The following is a 16,792-nucleotide window of genomic DNA, read 5'->3' as shown; positions in this document are numbered from 1 at the left end:
GCTTGCGTGTTGTGCCGTTATTGCCCCGAACGATCGACGTGAAGGTCGACGTCGAGCATCTCCTCCCCCTCCCCGAGCCGGGATCCGGCAACGGGGGCTGCCCCCGCCGAATCGAGCGCCACCGCAACGCGGACATAGGCTTCGTCCGCGCTTAGTCCGGTGCAAGGGTCGAACGCCACCCAGCCGAGCCCGGCAACGTGCGCCTCGGCCCAGCCATGCGGCGCGGGGCGGCCGTCCCCCACGACGCAAGCGGGGCTGTACCCGGAAATATAGCGCGCGGGCACGCGCAGCGAGCGCGCTGCCGCGATGAAGACCTGCGCCATATCGCGCGCGCTGGCCGCCCCTTGGGAAAAGGCCCCGACCGCAGTCCGCCCCGCTACCGCGCGCCCGCGGTCGAGCGCAAACCGGCGATGCACCGCAAGATTGAGCGCATGGAGCCGCGCGATCAGATCGCTTTCCGTAACGGCGCGCGCGAAGCTTGCAATCTCGGCATCCGCCGCCGTCAAGGGCGTGTCGCGCAGGAATATCTCGGGCGGCAACGGCTCCTGCGCGCCGTGGACGATGCCGTTGGACGGATTGGTCAACACCTCGCCCGACACCGCGATTTCGATGCTCTGGATCGGCCCCTCGACATAGAGCATCGTGGTTCGGTTGCCGAAGCCATCGCGACTATGCCGCAATCGCGCATCACAATCGACGTGCAGGTTCCAGCTCGCCACCGATTGATCGTGCGTCCCATCGGGGATCAATCGCAGCAATTGCGTCAGCCGCGCCTGCGGGCTGGAAAAGCGATAGGTCGTGCGGTGATCGATCGACAGCCGCATCAGGTGAACTTGAACTGGCGACCGACCGCCATGTGCAATTGGTCGTTTTCGGCGATGAACCCCTGCAGAAACTGGTGCAGCCCCTGTGCGATCACGTCGCCCGAGCGCAGCCGCTGCAAGCGCTGCTGCCGCGCCCGCGCCATGCGATCAGCCTCGCCATGCAGGCCGGTGCGTTTGGCAAGCAGATTGAGAATCTCCACTGCCTCCTCGACCGAAGCGGCCAGGCTGCGGGGCAATTCGGGGCGCGCGATCAGCAAATCGATGACGTTCGCTGGCCGCAATCCTTCGGAATAGAGCCAGCGATAAGCGGTGACAGCCGACACGGTCTGCAAAATCGTGGTCCATTGGTCGCGATCGACCACACCGCCCACGCGTTCGCCCTCGGGCAGCAGGATGTGATACTTCACATCGAGCAGGCGCGCCGTATTGTCGGCACGCTCGATCGCCTGCCCGAGACGAATGAACCAGGTCGTCTGGTTGCGCAGCATACGGTGAACCGCGCCTTCAAACCCCCGCGTCTCCGCCTTGATGGCCTCGACCAGGTTAAGCGTCGCCATCGCGCCACCCGGGCTGGCGCGGTTATCGAAGATCAACCAGGCGCGGTTGATCCCAGTCCATGCTTCCTTGGTCAGGGCGGTCCGCACCGCGCGAGCGTTGTTGCGCGCCATGTCGATCGATCGCACCATCGAGCCGGGATGGCTCGAATCAAGCGTGAGGAAGCGCGCGACATGGCTTTGCGTGATCGATTGCCCGGTCTGGGCAAAGGCAGTGTCGGTTTCGGTCACCGCCAGTGCGGAGGCCCAGGCGGCTTCCCCCGCAGGACGCGGCGAGAGCACGTCAAGCCGAACGGTCGCTTCGACCAGCCGCGCAATGAAATCCGTCCGCTCGACATAACGACCGAGCCAATAGAGCGAAGACGCGGTGCGGCTCAGCATCCGATCGCTCCGTACTGGAAGACGGGAAGCGCTCCGCTCACGACACTTGCCCCTGGGATTGCTGCTGCGGCTGCGCTGGCAGGGCCCCGTTGTCCATCAGCACGAAACTGTCCTTCGTCCCGCCGCCTTGCGAGGAATTTACCACCAGCGAACCCTCTTTCAACGCCACCCGCGTCAGCCCGCCTGGCACCACTTGCACCCCCTTCGACCCTGTCAAAACGAACGGGCGGAAATCGACATGGCGCGGTGCGAGCCCGGCCTCGGTCAAGGTCGGCACCGTCGACAGCGCCAGCGTCGGTTGCGCGATATAGCGATGCGGCTCCGCGATCAGCGCGGCGCGAAACGCTTCGATCTCGGCCTTGGTCGCGGTCGGCCCAACCAACATGCCATAGCCGCCTGACCCATCGACCAGTTTGACCACCAGATCCGGCAGATTATCGAGCACATATTTCAGCGCTTGCGGCTCGCGACATCGCCAGGTCTCGACATTAGGCAGCTTTGGCGCGCCACCCGAATAGAATTTCACGATCTCCGGCATGTACGAATAGATCGCCTTGTCATCGGCAATGCCGTTGCCCGGCGCGTTGAGAATAGCGACATTCCCTGCAGCATAAGCCGCAATCAGCCCCGGCACGCCGAGCATCGAATCCGGACGGAACACCAGCGGGTCCAGATAATCATCGTCGATCCGGCGATAGATGACATCGACCTTAACCCGCCCCGCGATCGTGCGCATCCACACCACATCGTCATCGACGACAAGATCGGCTGCCTCGACCAATTCGACCCCCATCGAATCGGCGAGGAAACTGTGTTCGTAATAGGCCGAATTGTAATGGCCGGGGGTCAGCACGACGCACACCGGCGCGGAGACGCCGACCGGCGCGACCGACTTCATCGTTTCGAGCAGGCGATCCGGATAGGAATCGACCGCCGCCACCCGAAAATCGCGGAACAATTCTGGGCACAGTCGCAACATCGCCTCGCGATTTTCCAGCATATAGCTGACGCCCGATGGCGTGCGGGCATTATCCTCCAGCACGAAGAAATCGTCCGGCCCCGTCCGCACCAGATCGATCCCGCAAATATGCGCCCAGATGTCGTGTGGCGGCCGTATTCCGGCGATTTCGGGCCGGAATTGCGGATTTCCAAAGATCAGGTCGGGTGGCAACACACCCTCGGCAAGAATGCGGCGTTCGCCGTAAATGTCGTGCAAAAACGCGTTGATCGCCTCGACCCGCTGCACCAGCCCTTCCGAAAGACGAGTCCACTCATCCGCCAGGAAGATACGCGGAACAATGTCGAACGGGATGATGCGTTCGCTCGCGTCACTGTCGCCATAGACGGCAAAGGTAATACCGAGTTGCCGAAAGGTGGCCTCCGCCGAATGCTGCCGACGGCGCAATTCTGCATCCGGCGTGCTTTCGATCCATGTCCCCAGCGCGGCCAATGCGGGGCGCGGTGTCACCGAACCCGCCTCACCCATGATTTCGTCAAACGCCGGTCGTGTCCCCATCGAATAGTAAAACCCCAAAAACTCTGCGGGTTCCATGCTGCGACGGATTGCTGCGCCGCACAAGGGGCCAAAACGACGGCAATCTCGATTGCATCCCCCCTTCGGCATGGTCGTCCAAATTGAGTATAACGAACCTCATGCTAAATTTAGTTTTTCATGTTAATTAGCACAATAACGACATGAGGTAACAATGCCTCGTCATTTGGGTCAGCGACAACGGTGCCAGATGTGATGTTTTTCGATGAACAGCGCCGATTTGATGATCGGTCAAATTCTCTTGAAGACACGTCTCCGAAAAAGGGGCGTTCTGCGCTCGAACAACGATTCGATGACATCGCATATATGGCGGTTACTTTACTTGACTGTAGCTTGGCGATGATCGCAGACGCCGCCCCAGAAAAACGGGTAATTGCACTCGCGACGCAGGGCCATCCAGATAAGCGCGTTTCCATCGAAGAAATGCCGCACCGAATGCTGGACCCCATCGAAGCCGAACGACTCGGCCTGCTCTTCTATTGCGGTTTTCCGTTACGCGATTCGACCGGCAGGAATATCGGTCATCTGGGTGTTTATGATGTCGCGCACCGCAAGGTGGCGCAAATTGAGCTCGACATGATGTTACGGCTTTCTCGGATCACCGCCGCGCTGCTGGAAGCGAGAAGTTAATCAGGCCGATTAACAGCCAACCTTGTCGATCAATCCCAGAAGATGCTGGCCGCGACGCGTAATCAATGCCCCAATAACACGCGGCTCCGGCTCAACGCCCAATAACATCGCATCATACGAAATGAAGCCGTGATCGTTCAGATATTGTACCGTATGAACAAAATCTCTGTCGGTTACTCTATCCGCCAAATGCGTAAGTCCGGTCGGCAACAAGATCGCGGATTCGGGCCATTGCAGCGTTAACGTACTCAGAACCTCCCGCGCATAGGGCGCGTCATCATGAATTGATGTCAGGTCCCCGGTCACGCTAAAACCTCAAACCTCCCGCCTTTGTCGGAGCAATACGACCGATCAAACTCCGTAAAAATGCGGCGAAAGAGTTAACAAATGGTTAATTTATCGTAAATTGAAGATCGTTATCTCTGCTCCAGACTAGATCTATACGTAACTTGCAAAGTGAATTGCGGCGATGCAAAATAACCTACAAAATAATAGGAAAAATACGACCAAGTCATTTCGCAAGTGCGTAAGGCTACTTGCCCGCAAACTCAGCCAAAAGGCCCGGGGTTAAAACCTGCGGGAGGACGTTTGGCTCCGCCATCCCAGGTACATAGTATAAATATAGCGGCACACCGGCACGGTTATGCGCCTCGATAAAGCGGCCCATCACCGGATCGCCATTGGTCCAATCCCCGATCAGCACGGCCACATTGTGCGCAGCGAAGGCTGCGCGGGTTGCGTCAGTTTCGATCGCGGCGCGTTCATTGACCTTGCAAGTCAGGCACCAGTCGGCCGTAAAATACACAAAAACGGGCCGTCCTGATTTACGCAAACTTTGCAGCCGCGCTTCGCTAAACGGTTCGGCACCGCCCGACTCTGCCGCGATATTCGCGACGTGGTCCGGATGGCGCCCCGCGACCGACCACATTCCTGCCCCGGCGATGACCAGCAATGCTATGCCCACGACCAATCCAAGGCCGAGCCCCGCACGCTGACGCTGCCCCGCCACCCACAGCACAATCGCCAGCGCGAGCGCTGCGACAAGCCCGAGCGTAAGCCCGTCGACCCCGGCCTCCTTGCCCAATACCCACGCCAGCGCGATCGCGGTCAGCCACATCGGGATCGACAGGATACGACGGAACGTCTCCATCCACACGCCCGGCTTGGGCAACCGCTTGCGCAGCGCAGGCACGAAGCCGAGTGCCAGAAACGGCACCGCCAGCCCCAGACCAAGCCCGGCAAAAACCGCGAGGGCGGCAGGCCACGGCAAGACCAATGCCGCCCCCAATGCCGCACCCATGAACGGCCCGGTACACGGTGTGGCAATAAACGCAGCCAATGCCCCCGTGGCAAACGCTCCCCCCGCTCCACCGCTACGATTGACGAAGGCGGGCGTCGGAATTTCAAACATGCCGCCCAGATTGAGCGACAGCGCCACGGTGAGCAGCAGCAGCAAAACGATCGCGCGTGGGTCCTGTAGCTGGAACGCCCAGCCAACAGCGGTGCCGCCGGCCCGCAAGGCCAGGATCGCCGCCCCCAAACCGACGCACACCGCAACCACACCGGCGGTATAGGCCAGCGCCTCCCGCCGCGCCGCACCTTCATCCAAATGCCCGCGCGCGAGGCTCAGGGCCTTCAAACTGAGGATGGGAAACACGCACGGCATGATATTGAGGATCAGGCCACCCAGCATCGCGCCGGCAAAAGCGATCAGGGTCGCCATCAAAACGCCGTCGCCTGGCAAAGGCGATGCGTTACCCGCAGGCGCAACGATGCCTGCCGCCGCCGTCACCAACAGGCCCTGCTGCTCGCCAATCTGCAGCACGCCCTGCAACGACCCGACACCACCAGCGCCGCCTGCCTTGGTTTCCACCACGAGCCGATCGCCATCGCGTGCGACGGTCTGCGGTTGGGCATAGTCGACCACGCCGGTGGTGATGGGGTAAAAATACGCAGCCTTCGGCATCGCAGCGCCCGCCGGATACGGAATCGCGATGCGAATCTTGCCGTCCTTGATCTGGAATGTCCCCTTGCCATCAAGAGAACGTGGCACTGCGCGACGCCACGCATCGAAGCGGGCCTGCGAATCCGGAGCAATCGCCCCGTCGCCGACAGTCAGGTCCACCGCCAGATCCGCCGTTTCCGGCACACATACCGTCGCCGAACACACCAGGTAATTGATGTGCAGCTTCACCGGCAATGCCGTGCCTGCAGGCAACCCCGCAGGCACGTTGAGCGTCACCAGCGGCGCATAGGGCTTGTCGAACACATAGTTCATCAAATCCGCGACGACGAGCCGCCCCGGCACCGGGTAGGCCGGGGCGCCGGCTCGCACGCCCTTGGGCAGGGTCCAGTCCAGCTTCGCCGGGAAGCCCGCGTCCCCGGGATTCTCCCAATACCCATGCCAGCCCGGTTGCGGCACCGTTGCCAGCGCCAGCGTGACGTTCGATCCAGCGGCAGGGTGCTGTGTCTCCGCCGCCAGCGTTATCGAGAGATGCCGCCCCGCTCCGCCCGCATCGGGCGAAACCGATTCCGCGCGCGCCACGCCGCCCAGCAGCAGCGCCAACACCGTCACCATCCCGTAATGAAACCAGCGCATCGACCATCCTTGTAGCTCGCGCGCACCAAGGCCATAGCAGCGGGCGCGGTCAAGCCTGTCGACAGCGGAGATTATCATGAAACGGTTCGTATCAAGCCTTGCCCTGTCGATCGCGCTGCTCAGCGCACCAGTCACAGCCCAGGACGCACCATCGACCCCGAAAGCGACCAGCGCCGCCGCGCCCAAGCTGATCGTCGTCATCTCGGTCGACCAGTTTTCGGCCGATCTGTTCGGAGAATATCGCGCCTCCTTCACCGGCGGGCTCGCTCGCTTGCAGCAGGGCGGCGTGTTCCCCAGCGGCTATCAAAGCCATGCCGCGACCGAAACATGCCCGGGCCATTCGACGATTCTCACCGGTTTCCGCCCCGAACATACCGGTATCATCGCCAATAACTGGACCGACCTGTCGGTCACCCGCGCCGACAAGCAAGTCTATTGCGCCGAAGACGAGACGGCTCCCGGTTCAACCTCAGCAAATTATACCGTGTCCGACAAACACCTTCTCGTCCCAACGCTTGGTGAGCGCATGAAGGCCGCCAACCCCGCCGTGCGCGTCGTCTCGGTTGCGGGCAAGGACCGTGCGGCGGTGATGATGGGCGGCCACAATGTCGATGAGCTGTGGTGGTGGAACGGCAAGGCGTTTGTCAGCTATGCCGGTCGCGCCACGCCCGCCGTCGTCGCGCGCGCCAATGCAGCGACCGCCGCCAATATCGCGGCACCGCAGGCCGCGCTGGACGTGCCAGAGGTTTGCAAGGCGCATGACCGCGCCATCCCCATTGGTGCAGGGAAAACCGTTGGCGCCGGCCATTTCGAGCGGGCCGCAGGGAGTGCGGGCGCCTTCCGCGCCTCGCCCGCTTTTGACGGGGCGATCGTGGCGCTCGCCGCGGGGCTGGTGCAGGACATGAAGCTCGGTCAGGGGTCAACCACCGACATTATCGACGTCGGCGCTTCTGCCACCGATTATATCGGGCACACCTATGGCACCGAGGGCGCGGAAATGTGCATCCAGCTCCAGCAGCTCGATGCGACGCTCGGCTCGTTCTTCTCGCTGCTCGATTCGACCGGGGTCGATTATGAGGTGGTGCTGACTGCCGACCACGGCGGCAACGACATTCCCGAGCGTGAGGTCGACGCTGGCCTGCCCAATGCGGGTCGCGCGACCGTCGCGCTTGCTCCTGCTGTCGTCGGCAAGGAGATTGCTACCAAGCTCGGCATCGCCAAGCCGGTGCTGTTGGGCGACATCCCCAATGGCGATATCTATATCGCGCAGGACATTACCCCAGCCGAGCGTAGTGCGGTTCAGAAGGCGGCGATCGCCTATTACAAGGCCAACCCGCAAGTGGCCGAAGTGTTCACCGCCGCCCAGATCCTCGCCGTGCCCAGCCCCAAGGGGCCGCCCGAAAAATGGACGATGCTCGAACGCGCGCGCGCCTCGTATAAGGCCGGTCGCTCGGGCGACCTGATCGTGTTCCTGAAGCCACGCATCACCCCGATCCCCGATCCGACCAAGGGCTATGTCGCGACCCACGGCAGCCCGTATGACTATGATCGCCGCGTGCCGATCCTGTTCTGGCGCAAGGGCATGGCCGGTTTTGAACAACCGACCGGGATCGAGACCGTCGATATTATGCCAACGCTCGCGCACCAGATCGGCCTGAGGCTGACCGGTGCCAAGATCGACGGGAAATGTCTCGATCTGACAAAGGGTGGAGTGCCCTGCCGCTGATGGAAAGCTACGGCCCTTTGCTGACGACGGTCCGCGATCTCGAAACCTTTTGGGCACAAGCGACCTTTCGCACGCCCAAAAGGTTGCCCGATATGCAGGCGCGGATTCTGCTCGATGTGCTTGGCCTCGGCCTTGAGCAGACCACCGGCTATCTCAGCGCGCGGCCCGATTATGAGACCTTCCAGGCGTGGATCGTGGCAGTGGCGGGGTTGCCCGATCCCGAAAAAGTGGCGCGCTATCACGCATGGCTCGACCGGGCGCCGCCGCCGCCCGCGACCGCGCGGCGCCTGGCCGAGATTACCGCTGCACCAGATGTGCTCGACACCGCCGACCTCGCGCAGTGGGAGGAGCACGGCTTCGTGATCCTGCGCGGCGCGATTACCCCCGCCGAGGCGAAGGCGTGCGAAGTGTTGTTGTGGCAACAAGCCAATGCCACGCCAGACGACCCCTCAACCTGGTACACGCGCCGCAAGAACGGCATCATGGTACAGTATTTCCAGCATCCCTCGCTGGAAGTCGCGCGCACTTCGCCGCGTATCCACAAGGCCTTCGCGCAACTTTGGGGCACCGCCGACCTGTGGATGACGGTCGACCGGATGAGCTTCAATCCGCCCGAACGCCCCGACTATCGCTTTCCCGGCCCCGATTTGCATTGGGACGTCAGCCTGGCCCAGCCGATCCCCTTCGCGACGCAAGGCATTCTGTATCTGACCGACACAAGGGCCGATCAGGGCGCGTTGCAACTGGTGCCGGGCTTCCATCACCGCTTGTCCGCTTGGCTCGATATGCTGGGGGATGCCGATCCGCGGCAGATCGACCTCCACGGCGAAGCGATCACGATTCCGGCGGGCGCAGGCGACCTCGTGATCTGGCGGCAGGATCTGCCGCACGGTGCCAGCCCCAATGCGAGCGACCGCCCGCGCATGGCGCATTATGTGAACATGTATTCGCCGGAGCTCACCGCGCATCCCGTGTGGCGCTGAGCGCAGGGGTTCAGCGCACCTCGTAGAGCCGGATGCCCGTCCCCAGCCGGTTGGCGCCCACTGCAAGCTGCTCGCCACTCATGTTCGCGACGAAGGCGGGGTTGGCCGGGGCCCTCGGCGCCAGGCTTGCATCATTATCCTCCACCCGCAGGCCTGCCGAACGATAGGTCCTGGCCTCCGCCGACACCACAATCAGCCCCGAATGGTTCTCCTTGTTCGGCCCCTGGACGAAGGTGTTGCGGGTGATGAGCCCGGTCGCGCCCTCGGGCAGGTCGATCATGTAATTGGTCTTGCGACCCTGCGTATCGTCAAAGCTGTTGTCGGTGATGGTAACCTTGGGCACGCGCAATTTGACATAATGCCCGCCCGTGCCGCGTTCGAAGCGCGAATTGGTGACCACCACCGATCCCTGATTGGCGAGATAGATGCTGTGCGAACAGCTCGGGCTCTCATCGCATTGGCCGAGCCCGGCAAAGGTCGAATGGTCGATCGAAATCTTCTGCGCGGTCGGCTCCCCGCCGAGAATGCCCTCCTGGCTGTCGAGGAACATCGCATTGCGCACCACCAGATCACCCAATTCGGTGCGGATGCCCGCGCCATTGCCGTCGGCCACGCGCATCCCGCGAAACACGATGCCATCGACGGTCGAGCCCTGCCCGCGTAGCACGAACGCCGCCTTGCCCTCGCACGTCGTGCCCTCGAAGATCGCGGTGCCCGGCGTCACCGCCTTGAAGGTGATATGCCCGCCCGCCTGCACGGTGCATTGGTGATAGACGCCTGGCGCGATCAGGATCGTCGCCGTCCCCATCCGCACCGATTGCACCGCCTCGTCGATCGTCTGGAAACCCTGCCCGGTCTCGGCAATGGTAAACGGCGCGCGCGCCTGTTGCGCTGCGGCGGGGGCCGCGAGGGCGATGGCGACGAGCGGAAGAATGCGGCGCATGAGGCAAGGCTCCTTTGCGGGGTGGGATGCCCGCCGGCCCGCCGCAGGGGAAGGTATATTGAGGGTTAACCAGCGAGAGAGGACTGGTTTCCGTCGGGCTGGTGAGGAAACCCGGTTTGACGCCCCTATAGCTAGATCAATCCAGATTAGGCCGCAGCCAGCGCGTTGCGGTCGCCAGATCCACCCCGCGCCGCTCGGCATAGTCCTCCAACTGATCCGGCCCGACGCGCGCCACACCGAAATATTCGGCTTGCGGGTGCCCGAAATAGAAGCCCGACACCGCCGCCGTCGGCAGCATGGCAAAGCTGTCGGTCAGCGTGATGCCCGTGGCCTCGGTCGCGCCGAGAAGCTCGAACAGCATCGGCTTTTCGCTATGGTCGGGGCAGGCCGGATAACCCGGTGCCGGACGGATGCCGCGATATTGCTCGCGGATCAGCGCTTCATTGGTCAATTGCTCGCCCTCGGCATAGCCCCATAAAGTGGTGCGGACATGCTGGTGCATGCGCTCGGCAAAGGCCTCGGCCAGGCGGTCGGCCAGCGCCTTTAGCAGGATGTCCGAATAATCGTCATTGTCGGCCTTGAAGCGCTTGAGGTGCGCCTCGATGCCGTGGCCTGTGGTGACCGCGAAACCGCCGATCCAGTCGCCTGCGGGGTCGATGAAATCGGCCAGGCACATATTGGCACGCCCCTCGCGCTTGGCGATCTGCTGGCGCAGGAAGGGCATACGCACAGCTTCTCCCCTCCCGCTTGCGGGAGGGGTTGGGGGAGGGGCTGATGTGCCATCGGACGGCCCGTTCGCGGACAGCCCCTCCCCTAGCCCCTCCCGCAAGCGGGAGGGGAACACAATAACATCATCGCCCTCGCGCCGGCACGGCCACAGCCCCGCCACGCCCTTCGCCGTCAGCCATTTCTCGGCAATGATCTGGTCGAGCATCTTCTGCGCATCCTCGAACAGGTTGCGCGCGCTTTCGCCCACAATCTCATCATCGAGGATCGCTGGATAATTGCCCGCCAATTCCCAAGCGCGGAAGAACGGCGTCCAGTCGATCAGCGCGCGCAGGTCGGCCAAATCCCAATCCTCGAACACATGCACGCCGGGCTGCTTGGGCGCCCCCGGTTTCAACGTCATGTCCGCGACAAAGCCATTCGCGCGCGCGGTCTCGATCGGGATCAGCTCGCTCTGCCCCTTATTGGCGCGCGCGATGCGGACGGCTTCATATTCGTCCGAGGTCTTCTGCACGAATTCATCGCGGATCGTGTCGCTGACCAAGGTCGAGGCGACGCCGACCGCACGGCTCGCGTCGAGCACGTGCACCACTGGCCCCTTATAGGCAGGCGCGATGCGCAGCGCGGTGTGCACCTTGGAGGTGGTCGCCCCGCCGATCAGCAGCGGCATCGTCATGCCAGCGCGCTGCATTTCCTCCGCCACCGTCACCATTTCGTCCAGCGACGGCGTGATCAGCCCCGACAGGCCGATCATATCGGCATCATTCTCGTTCGCGGCCTTAAGGATGTCCGACCAGGGCACCATCACGCCCATATCGACCACGTCGAAGCCGTTGCACTGCAACACCACCCCGACGATGTTCTTGCCGATGTCATGCACGTCGCCCTTGACGGTCGCCATGATGATCTTGCCCTTGCCGCGCGCGCCGGGCTCTTTCGCCGCCTCGATGAAGGGCAGCAGATGCGCCACCGCCTTCTTCATCACGCGGGCCGATTTCACCACTTGCGGCAGGAACATCTTACCCGAACCGAACAGGTCGCCGACGACGTTCATCCCGTCCATCAGCGGCCCTTCGATCACCTCGATCGGGCGCGCGAAACCCTGGCGGGCTTCCTCGGTATCCTCGACCACATGCAAGTCGATGCCCTTGACCAGCGCATATTCGAGCCGCTTGTTCACCGGCAGGCCACGCCACTCCGCCGCCGCTTTCTCGGCCACCGCATCGGTGCCCTTGAAGCTTTCCGCCATCGCGATCAGCCGCTCGGTCGCGCCCTCGTCGCGGTTGAGGATGACATCCTCGCACGCTTCGCGCAGCTTGGGGTCGATCGCGTCGTAAATGTCGAGTTGCCCGGCATTGACGATCGCCATGTCGAGCCCGGCGGGAATCGCATAATAGAGGAACACCGAGTGCATCGCGCGGCGCACCGGCTCATTGCCACGGAAGCTGAACGACAGGTTGGAGAGGCCACCCGAGATATGCGCGTGCGGGCAGCGCGCCTTGATGTCGCGACACGCCTCGATGAAGTCGACCGCGTAATTATTATGCTCCTCAATCCCCGTCGCCACCGCGAAGATGTTGGGATCGAAGATGATGTCCTCCGGTGGGAAGCCGATGCCCATCAGCAAATCATAGGCCCGCGCGCAAATCTCGAGCTTGCGCGCGCGCGTATCGGCCTGGCCGACGGTGTCAAACGCCATGACGACGACGGCGGCACCGTATTGCATGACCTTCTTGGCCTGGGCGAGGAACTGCTCTTCCCCCTCCTTCATGCTGATCGAATTGACGATCGGCTTGCCGCTGACGCACTTCAACCCGGCCTCGATCACCGACCATTTCGAGCTGTCGACCATGAATGGGATGCGCGCAATGTCGGGCTCGGCGGCGATCAGCTTGAGGAAGGTGACCATCGCATATTCGGCGTCGAGCAGGCCCTCGTCCATGTTGATGTCGAGCACCTGCGCGCCGCTCTCGACCTGCTGCCGCGCGACTTCCACCGCCGCCGGATAATCCCCCGCCATGATAAGCTTCTTGAAGCGCGCCGAGCCGGTAACGTTGGTGCGCTCGCCAATGTTGACGAACTGGGCGGTGGAGGTGGTGGTCATTGTGCTTCTTTTCCCCCCTCCCGCTTGCGGGAGGGGTTGGGGGAGGGACTGTTCAACAAACCGGGCGGGCGCGGGAGGAAAACCCCTCCCCCAGCCCCTCCCGCAAGCGGGAGGGGAGTTATGCCGCCATCGTCATCGGCTCCAGCCCGGCCAGCCGGGTCACCACCGGCGGCACCGGCAGTACGCGCGGCGTCAACCCACGCACACCCTCGGCAATCGCCTTGATATGCGCCGGCGTCGATCCGCAGCAACCGCCCAGGATATTGACTTGCCCGGCGCTCGCCCATTCGCCGACCAGCCCCGCCGTCGTCTCCGGCATTTCGTCATATTCGCCGAGTTCGTTGGGCAGCCCGGCATTGGGATAGACCATGATGAGCGTGTCGGCGATGCCCGCCAGCGTGCGCACATGCGGGCGCAACTGCTCCGCGCCGAACGAGCAATTGAGCCCGATCGTCACCGGCCGCGCGTGCCGCACCGCATGCCAGAACGCCTCGACCGTATGCCCAGACAAATTGCGGCCAGACAGGTCGGTCAGCGTCATCGACAGCATGATCGGCACGTCGCGCCCCAGCGCCTCGCCCGCTTCCAGCGCCGCCATGATCGCGGCCTTGGCGTTGAGCGTGTCGAACACCGTCTCGACCAGGATGAAGTCCGCCCCGCCCTCGATCAGCGCATCGGTCTGTTCGCGGTAGACGTCCTTCAAATAATCGAAGTCGATCTCGCGAAAGCCCGGGTCGTTGACATCGGGGCTGAGCGACAGCGTCTTGTTGGTGGGCCCAACGGCCCCTGCAACAAAGCGCGGGCGGCCATCCTTGGCCTGATATTCATCCGCCAGCCGCCGCGCGAGCCGCGCGCTCTCGACATTGATCTCGCGCACCAGATGCTCGGCGGCGTAATCGGCTTGGCTGATGCGGTTGGCCGAGAAGGTGTTGGTCTCGGCAATGTCCGCGCCTGCCTCGAAATAGGCGCGGTGGATCGCCTCGGGCACCGCCGGCTTGGTCAGCGCGAGGATGTCGTTATTGCCCTTCTGGTCCTTGGTCAGGCCCAGGTCGCCGGCATAATCCGCCTCGGACAGCTTCCAATTCTGGATCTCGGTGCCGAACGCGCCATCGGTGATGAGGATGCGCTTGGCCGCTTCGGCCAACAGGGTTTCTCGTGCCGTCATCTTCTAATCCTTCTCCCCTCCCGCTTGCGGGAGGGGAATGTGTTACGCCGCCGCAGCCGCCGCCACGGGCTTAGCGCGCAGGCCCAGCAAGTGACAGATCGCAAAGCTGAGTTCGGCGCGGTTGAGCGTGTAGAAATGGAAATTGCGTACATCGCCCGCATACAGCTTGCGGCACAATTCGGCGGCGAGCGTCGCGGCGATCAACTGGCGGCTGGCGGGATGATCGTCGAGCCCCTCGAACAGGCGCCCCATCCAGGCCGGCACCACCGTGCCGCACATCCCCGCCATCCGCACGATGCTCTGGAAATTGGTGACGGGCATGATGCCGGGCACCATCTCCGCTGAAATCCCCGCAGCCGCCGCGCGATCGCGGAAGCGGAAGAAGGTTTCGGGCTCGAAGAAGAATTGCGTGATCCCGCGCGTTGCGCCTGCATCCAGCTTGCGCTTGAGATTGTCGAGATCATCGGCCTGATCGCGCGAATCCGGGTGGCATTCGGGGTAAGCCGCGACGGAAATCTCGAACGGATGGAGGCGCTTCAACCCGGCGACCAGATCGGCGGCATTGGTATAGCCCTCGGGATGCGGGACAAAGCCCCCTGCCCCCGGCGCATCGCCGCGAAGTGCCACGATATGGCGCACGCCCGCCGCCCAATAGTGTTCGGCAATCTCGTCAATTTCGGCGCGCGAGGCTTCAACGCACGTCAGGTGCGCCGCCGCGGCCATGCTCGTTTCACGCTGGATGCGGGCAACGGTGGCGTGCGTACGGTCGCGCGTGGTGCCGCCCGCACCGTAGGTGACCGACACGAAGCTCGGGCCGAACGGTTCGAGCGTGCGCACCGTTTCCCACAGCGCCTCCTCCATCTTCTCGGTCTTGGGCGGGAAGAATTCGAACGACACCGCCGCATCGCCCGCCAGATCCGCAAACAGCGGGGCCTCGAGCGCGCGGCGCGCCTCCTCAAGCTGGTTCACCGAAATCGTCATGCCGCCATCGCCTTGTGTATCCCGGAACGCTCGGCATCGCGTTTACGCGCGAGCCATAATTTTACCGTCAGTTCGCCGCCTTCGAGCCGCTCGGTCCTCTCGGGCGCGAGATCGGCGGCGGCGAACCATGTCGCCATCTGTTCATCGGCAAAGCCCAGGCGGGTATGCCCGTCCTTCGTCCGCAATTCTTCACGGTCGTGCGCCGCAAAATCGGCGATCAGCAATCGCCCGCCCGCCTTCAGCACCCGCGCCGCCTCGGCGATCGCGGCACCCGGCTGCTGCGCGAAGTGCAGCACATGGTGTACGATCGCCACGTCCGCCGCACCGTCGGCCAAAGGAAGCGCGTACAGATCGGCCTGGCGCAATTCGGTATTGAGCAGCCCGCGTTCGGACAGTTTCACGCGCGCCAGCCGAAGCATTTCGGACGAACGATCGATCCCAAGTGCTTGCTCGGCACGCCCCGCAAACAATTCCAGCATCCGCCCGGTGCCCGTGCCGATGTCGATCAACTGCCCGATCGGCGCATCGCCCAGCACCGCCGAAATCGCCGCCTCGACCTCGCTTTCGGCGATGTGGAGCGATCGGATCGCGTCCCATTGCCCGGCATTCGCTTCGAACCACAGCGCCGCCGACGCGGCCCGGTCAGCCCGCACCGCCGCCAACCGCGCGGCATCGGCCACCGCCCAATGGTCGGGCTGCAAAACGGCCCAGGCATCCAGTGCCGCCAGCACCGGGCCGACGGTCGTGCCGCCGCCCAACGCAACGAATACCCAACTGCCCTCCTTGCGGCGCTCGGCGAGACCAGCGTCGCAGAGAATCTTTACATGCCGACTGACGCGCGGCTGGCTTTGCCCGAGCACCTGCGCCAATTCCCCAACCGACAGCTCCATCGAGCGCAGCAGCGCCACGATGCGCAGTCGCGTCGCATCGGCAAGCGCGCGAAAAATGTCGAGGGCGATGGTCATGTTCGGTCAACATATAAAGATATCTTTATATGAGGTCAACGCGCTTCGCGTCTCGTCGAGACCCTTTGCGTCCAAACATGATCGCCGCGTGCAACAAGATACGGCTGGCGGAGTTGAAGGCGACACCCCCATCCTCTACCCTTCGCCGGTATCTTTCCCAAAGCCAAGGATCGTCCAAATGACCAAATCGCTCGCCATCGTGCCGCTGACCGTCCTTGTGGCACTTGGGCTTTGCGCCTGCACCCCCAAGGCACAAAATGAAGTGTCCGAAGCCGCCAATGCCGTTGCCGCCGATGCGAACGCAACCGCAGCACAGGCGGTCGATGATACTGATGCCGCGCTTGGGGCCGCGGAATCGCGGATCGACAATGCCGGTGCCGTGCTCGGCGACAAGGCCGACCGCATCACCGACAAGACCGGTGCCGCGCTGAAGGACGTCGGCAACGAGATTGAAGACTGATGCGCGCCACGGCCCTCCTTGCACTCCTGCTGCTGGCGGCCTGCTCGGGGAAATCGCCTTCGGGGGCCTCGGTGAGCGAGGACAAGGCGCTCGACTCCGCCGCTGCCTCGCTCGAGGCCAATAGCGCCGACGCCAATGCCGCGATCATCGTCGACGATGATGAAGGCGGCAACGAATCCGATTCCGGAGAACAGTGACC

Annotated in this window: 15 protein-coding genes; 5 read left to right on the top strand and 10 right to left on the bottom strand. The window is 63.3% G+C overall.

Annotated elements, in window-relative coordinates; all coding sequences use genetic code 11:
* Positions 1–17: 17 nt before the first annotated feature.
* The 3 genes from WC704_RS02250 to WC704_RS02240 are packed head-to-tail and all read right to left on the bottom strand — an operon-like array spanning position 18 to position 3,275.
* Positions 18–824, bottom strand: coding sequence for a transglutaminase N-terminal domain-containing protein (locus WC704_RS02250; RefSeq protein ID WP_372888354.1), 807 nt, complete (start codon positions 822–824; stop codon positions 18–20).
* Positions 824–1,759, bottom strand: coding sequence for an alpha-E domain-containing protein (locus WC704_RS02245; protein WP_372888353.1), 936 nt, complete (start codon positions 1,757–1,759; stop codon positions 824–826). Before WC704_RS02245 ends, WC704_RS02250 begins: the two co-directional genes overlap by 1 nt.
* Positions 1,760–1,796: 37 nt before the next feature.
* Entirely contained in the window at positions 1,797–3,275 is a 1,479-nt protein-coding gene (locus WC704_RS02240) for a circularly permuted type 2 ATP-grasp protein (protein ID WP_372888352.1), read from the bottom strand.
* A gap of 228 nt (positions 3,276–3,503) precedes the next feature.
* On the opposite strand from WC704_RS02240, the gene WC704_RS02235 reads away from it, so the two are divergent.
* On the top strand, positions 3,504–3,941 hold the full coding sequence (locus tag WC704_RS02235) for a hypothetical protein (protein ID WP_372888351.1): 438 nt from the start codon (positions 3,504–3,506) through the stop codon (positions 3,939–3,941).
* Positions 3,942–3,950: 9 nt separating this feature from the next.
* On the opposite strand, the gene WC704_RS02230 is transcribed toward WC704_RS02235, so the two are convergent.
* Positions 3,951–4,247 carry a hypothetical protein gene (locus tag WC704_RS02230; protein WP_372888350.1) on the bottom strand — a complete coding sequence of 99 codons (297 nt, stop codon included), beginning with the start codon at positions 4,245–4,247 and terminating at the stop codon, positions 3,951–3,953.
* Between the two features lie 226 nt (positions 4,248–4,473).
* Positions 4,474–6,540: a protein-disulfide reductase DsbD family protein gene (locus WC704_RS02225; RefSeq protein ID WP_372888710.1), complete on the bottom strand. Its 2,067-nt coding sequence runs from the start codon at positions 6,538–6,540 to the stop codon at positions 4,474–4,476.
* Between the two features lie 76 nt (positions 6,541–6,616).
* Between WC704_RS02225 and WC704_RS02220 the strand changes: the two genes are divergently transcribed.
* On the top strand, positions 6,617–8,266 hold the full coding sequence (locus WC704_RS02220; RefSeq protein ID WP_372888349.1) for an alkaline phosphatase family protein: 1,650 nt from the start codon (positions 6,617–6,619) through the stop codon (positions 8,264–8,266).
* Positions 8,227–9,249 carry a phytanoyl-CoA dioxygenase family protein gene (locus tag WC704_RS02215; protein ID WP_372888348.1) on the top strand — a complete coding sequence of 341 codons (1,023 nt, stop codon included), beginning with the start codon at positions 8,227–8,229 and terminating at the stop codon, positions 9,247–9,249. Before WC704_RS02220 ends, WC704_RS02215 begins: the two co-directional genes overlap by 40 nt.
* A gap of 10 nt (positions 9,250–9,259) precedes the next feature.
* Here WC704_RS02215 and WC704_RS02210 read toward each other — a convergent pair whose 3' ends face one another.
* From WC704_RS02210 to WC704_RS02190, 5 genes are all read right to left on the bottom strand, one after another.
* Positions 9,260–10,192 carry a right-handed parallel beta-helix repeat-containing protein gene (locus tag WC704_RS02210; protein ID WP_372888347.1) on the bottom strand — a complete coding sequence of 311 codons (933 nt, stop codon included), beginning with the start codon at positions 10,190–10,192 and terminating at the stop codon, positions 9,260–9,262.
* Positions 10,193–10,328: 136 nt separating this feature from the next.
* Positions 10,329–13,022 (bottom strand): methionine synthase, encoded by a 2,694-nt coding sequence (metH, locus tag WC704_RS02205; RefSeq protein WP_372888346.1) that lies wholly within the window; start codon positions 13,020–13,022, stop codon positions 10,329–10,331.
* A gap of 118 nt (positions 13,023–13,140) precedes the next feature.
* Complete coding sequence (locus WC704_RS02200; protein WP_372888345.1) at positions 13,141–14,187, bottom strand: homocysteine S-methyltransferase family protein; 1,047 nt, start codon at positions 14,185–14,187, stop codon at positions 13,141–13,143.
* A gap of 42 nt (positions 14,188–14,229) precedes the next feature.
* The gene (gene metF / locus WC704_RS02195) at positions 14,230–15,168 is read right to left on the bottom strand and encodes a methylenetetrahydrofolate reductase [NAD(P)H] (protein ID WP_372888344.1); all 939 of its coding nucleotides are present in this window, start codon (positions 15,166–15,168) and stop codon (positions 14,230–14,232) included.
* Positions 15,165–16,133 carry an ArsR/SmtB family transcription factor gene (locus WC704_RS02190; RefSeq protein ID WP_372888343.1) on the bottom strand — a complete coding sequence of 323 codons (969 nt, stop codon included), beginning with the start codon at positions 16,131–16,133 and terminating at the stop codon, positions 15,165–15,167. The genes metF and WC704_RS02190 overlap by 4 nt, the downstream gene beginning before the upstream one ends.
* 178 nt (positions 16,134–16,311) lie before the next feature.
* Here WC704_RS02190 and WC704_RS02185 point away from each other — a divergent pair, with 178 nt between their 5' ends.
* Positions 16,312–16,593 carry a hypothetical protein gene (locus WC704_RS02185; protein ID WP_372888342.1) on the top strand — a complete coding sequence of 94 codons (282 nt, stop codon included), beginning with the start codon at positions 16,312–16,314 and terminating at the stop codon, positions 16,591–16,593.
* Positions 16,593–16,790, top strand: coding sequence for a hypothetical protein (locus WC704_RS02180; protein WP_372888341.1), 198 nt, complete (start codon positions 16,593–16,595; stop codon positions 16,788–16,790). The genes WC704_RS02185 and WC704_RS02180 overlap by 1 nt, the downstream gene beginning before the upstream one ends.
* Positions 16,791–16,792: the final 2 nt, after the last annotated feature.

The sequence above is a fragment of the Sphingomonas sp. genome, assembly GCF_041661885.1.
Taxonomy (GTDB): Bacteria; Pseudomonadota; Alphaproteobacteria; order Sphingomonadales; family Sphingomonadaceae; genus Sphingomonas.
The sequence above is the reverse complement of the archived record's forward strand: the minus strand, read 5'-3'. Positions and strand labels throughout refer to the sequence as shown.

Excerpts from the sequence above, each read along its gene's own strand:
- WC704_RS02250 (WP_372888354.1), bottom strand. The coding sequence starts at position 824 with ATGCGGCTGTCGATCGATCACCGCACGACCTATCGCTTTTCCAGCCCG.
- WC704_RS02245 (WP_372888353.1), bottom strand. The coding sequence starts at position 1,759 with ATGCTGAGCCGCACCGCGTCTTCGCTCTATTGGCTCGGTCGTTATGTC.
- WC704_RS02240 (WP_372888352.1), bottom strand. The coding sequence starts at position 3,275 with ATGGGGACACGACCGGCGTTTGACGAAATCATGGGTGAGGCGGGTTCG.
- WC704_RS02225 (WP_372888710.1), bottom strand. The coding sequence starts at position 6,540 with ATGCGCTGGTTTCATTACGGGATGGTGACGGTGTTGGCGCTGCTGCTG.
- WC704_RS02220 (WP_372888349.1), top strand. The coding sequence starts at position 6,617 with ATGAAACGGTTCGTATCAAGCCTTGCCCTGTCGATCGCGCTGCTCAGC.
- WC704_RS02215 (WP_372888348.1), top strand. The coding sequence starts at position 8,227 with ATGTCTCGATCTGACAAAGGGTGGAGTGCCCTGCCGCTGATGGAAAGC.
- WC704_RS02210 (WP_372888347.1), bottom strand. The coding sequence starts at position 10,192 with ATGCGCCGCATTCTTCCGCTCGTCGCCATCGCCCTCGCGGCCCCCGCC.
- metH (WP_372888346.1), bottom strand. The coding sequence starts at position 13,022 with ATGACCACCACCTCCACCGCCCAGTTCGTCAACATTGGCGAGCGCACC.
- WC704_RS02200 (WP_372888345.1), bottom strand. The coding sequence starts at position 14,187 with ATGACGGCACGAGAAACCCTGTTGGCCGAAGCGGCCAAGCGCATCCTC.
- metF (WP_372888344.1), bottom strand. The coding sequence starts at position 15,168 with ATGACGATTTCGGTGAACCAGCTTGAGGAGGCGCGCCGCGCGCTCGAG.
- WC704_RS02190 (WP_372888343.1), bottom strand. The coding sequence starts at position 16,133 with ATGACCATCGCCCTCGACATTTTTCGCGCGCTTGCCGATGCGACGCGA.
- WC704_RS02185 (WP_372888342.1), top strand. The coding sequence starts at position 16,312 with ATGACCAAATCGCTCGCCATCGTGCCGCTGACCGTCCTTGTGGCACTT.
- WC704_RS02180 (WP_372888341.1), top strand. The coding sequence starts at position 16,593 with ATGCGCGCCACGGCCCTCCTTGCACTCCTGCTGCTGGCGGCCTGCTCG.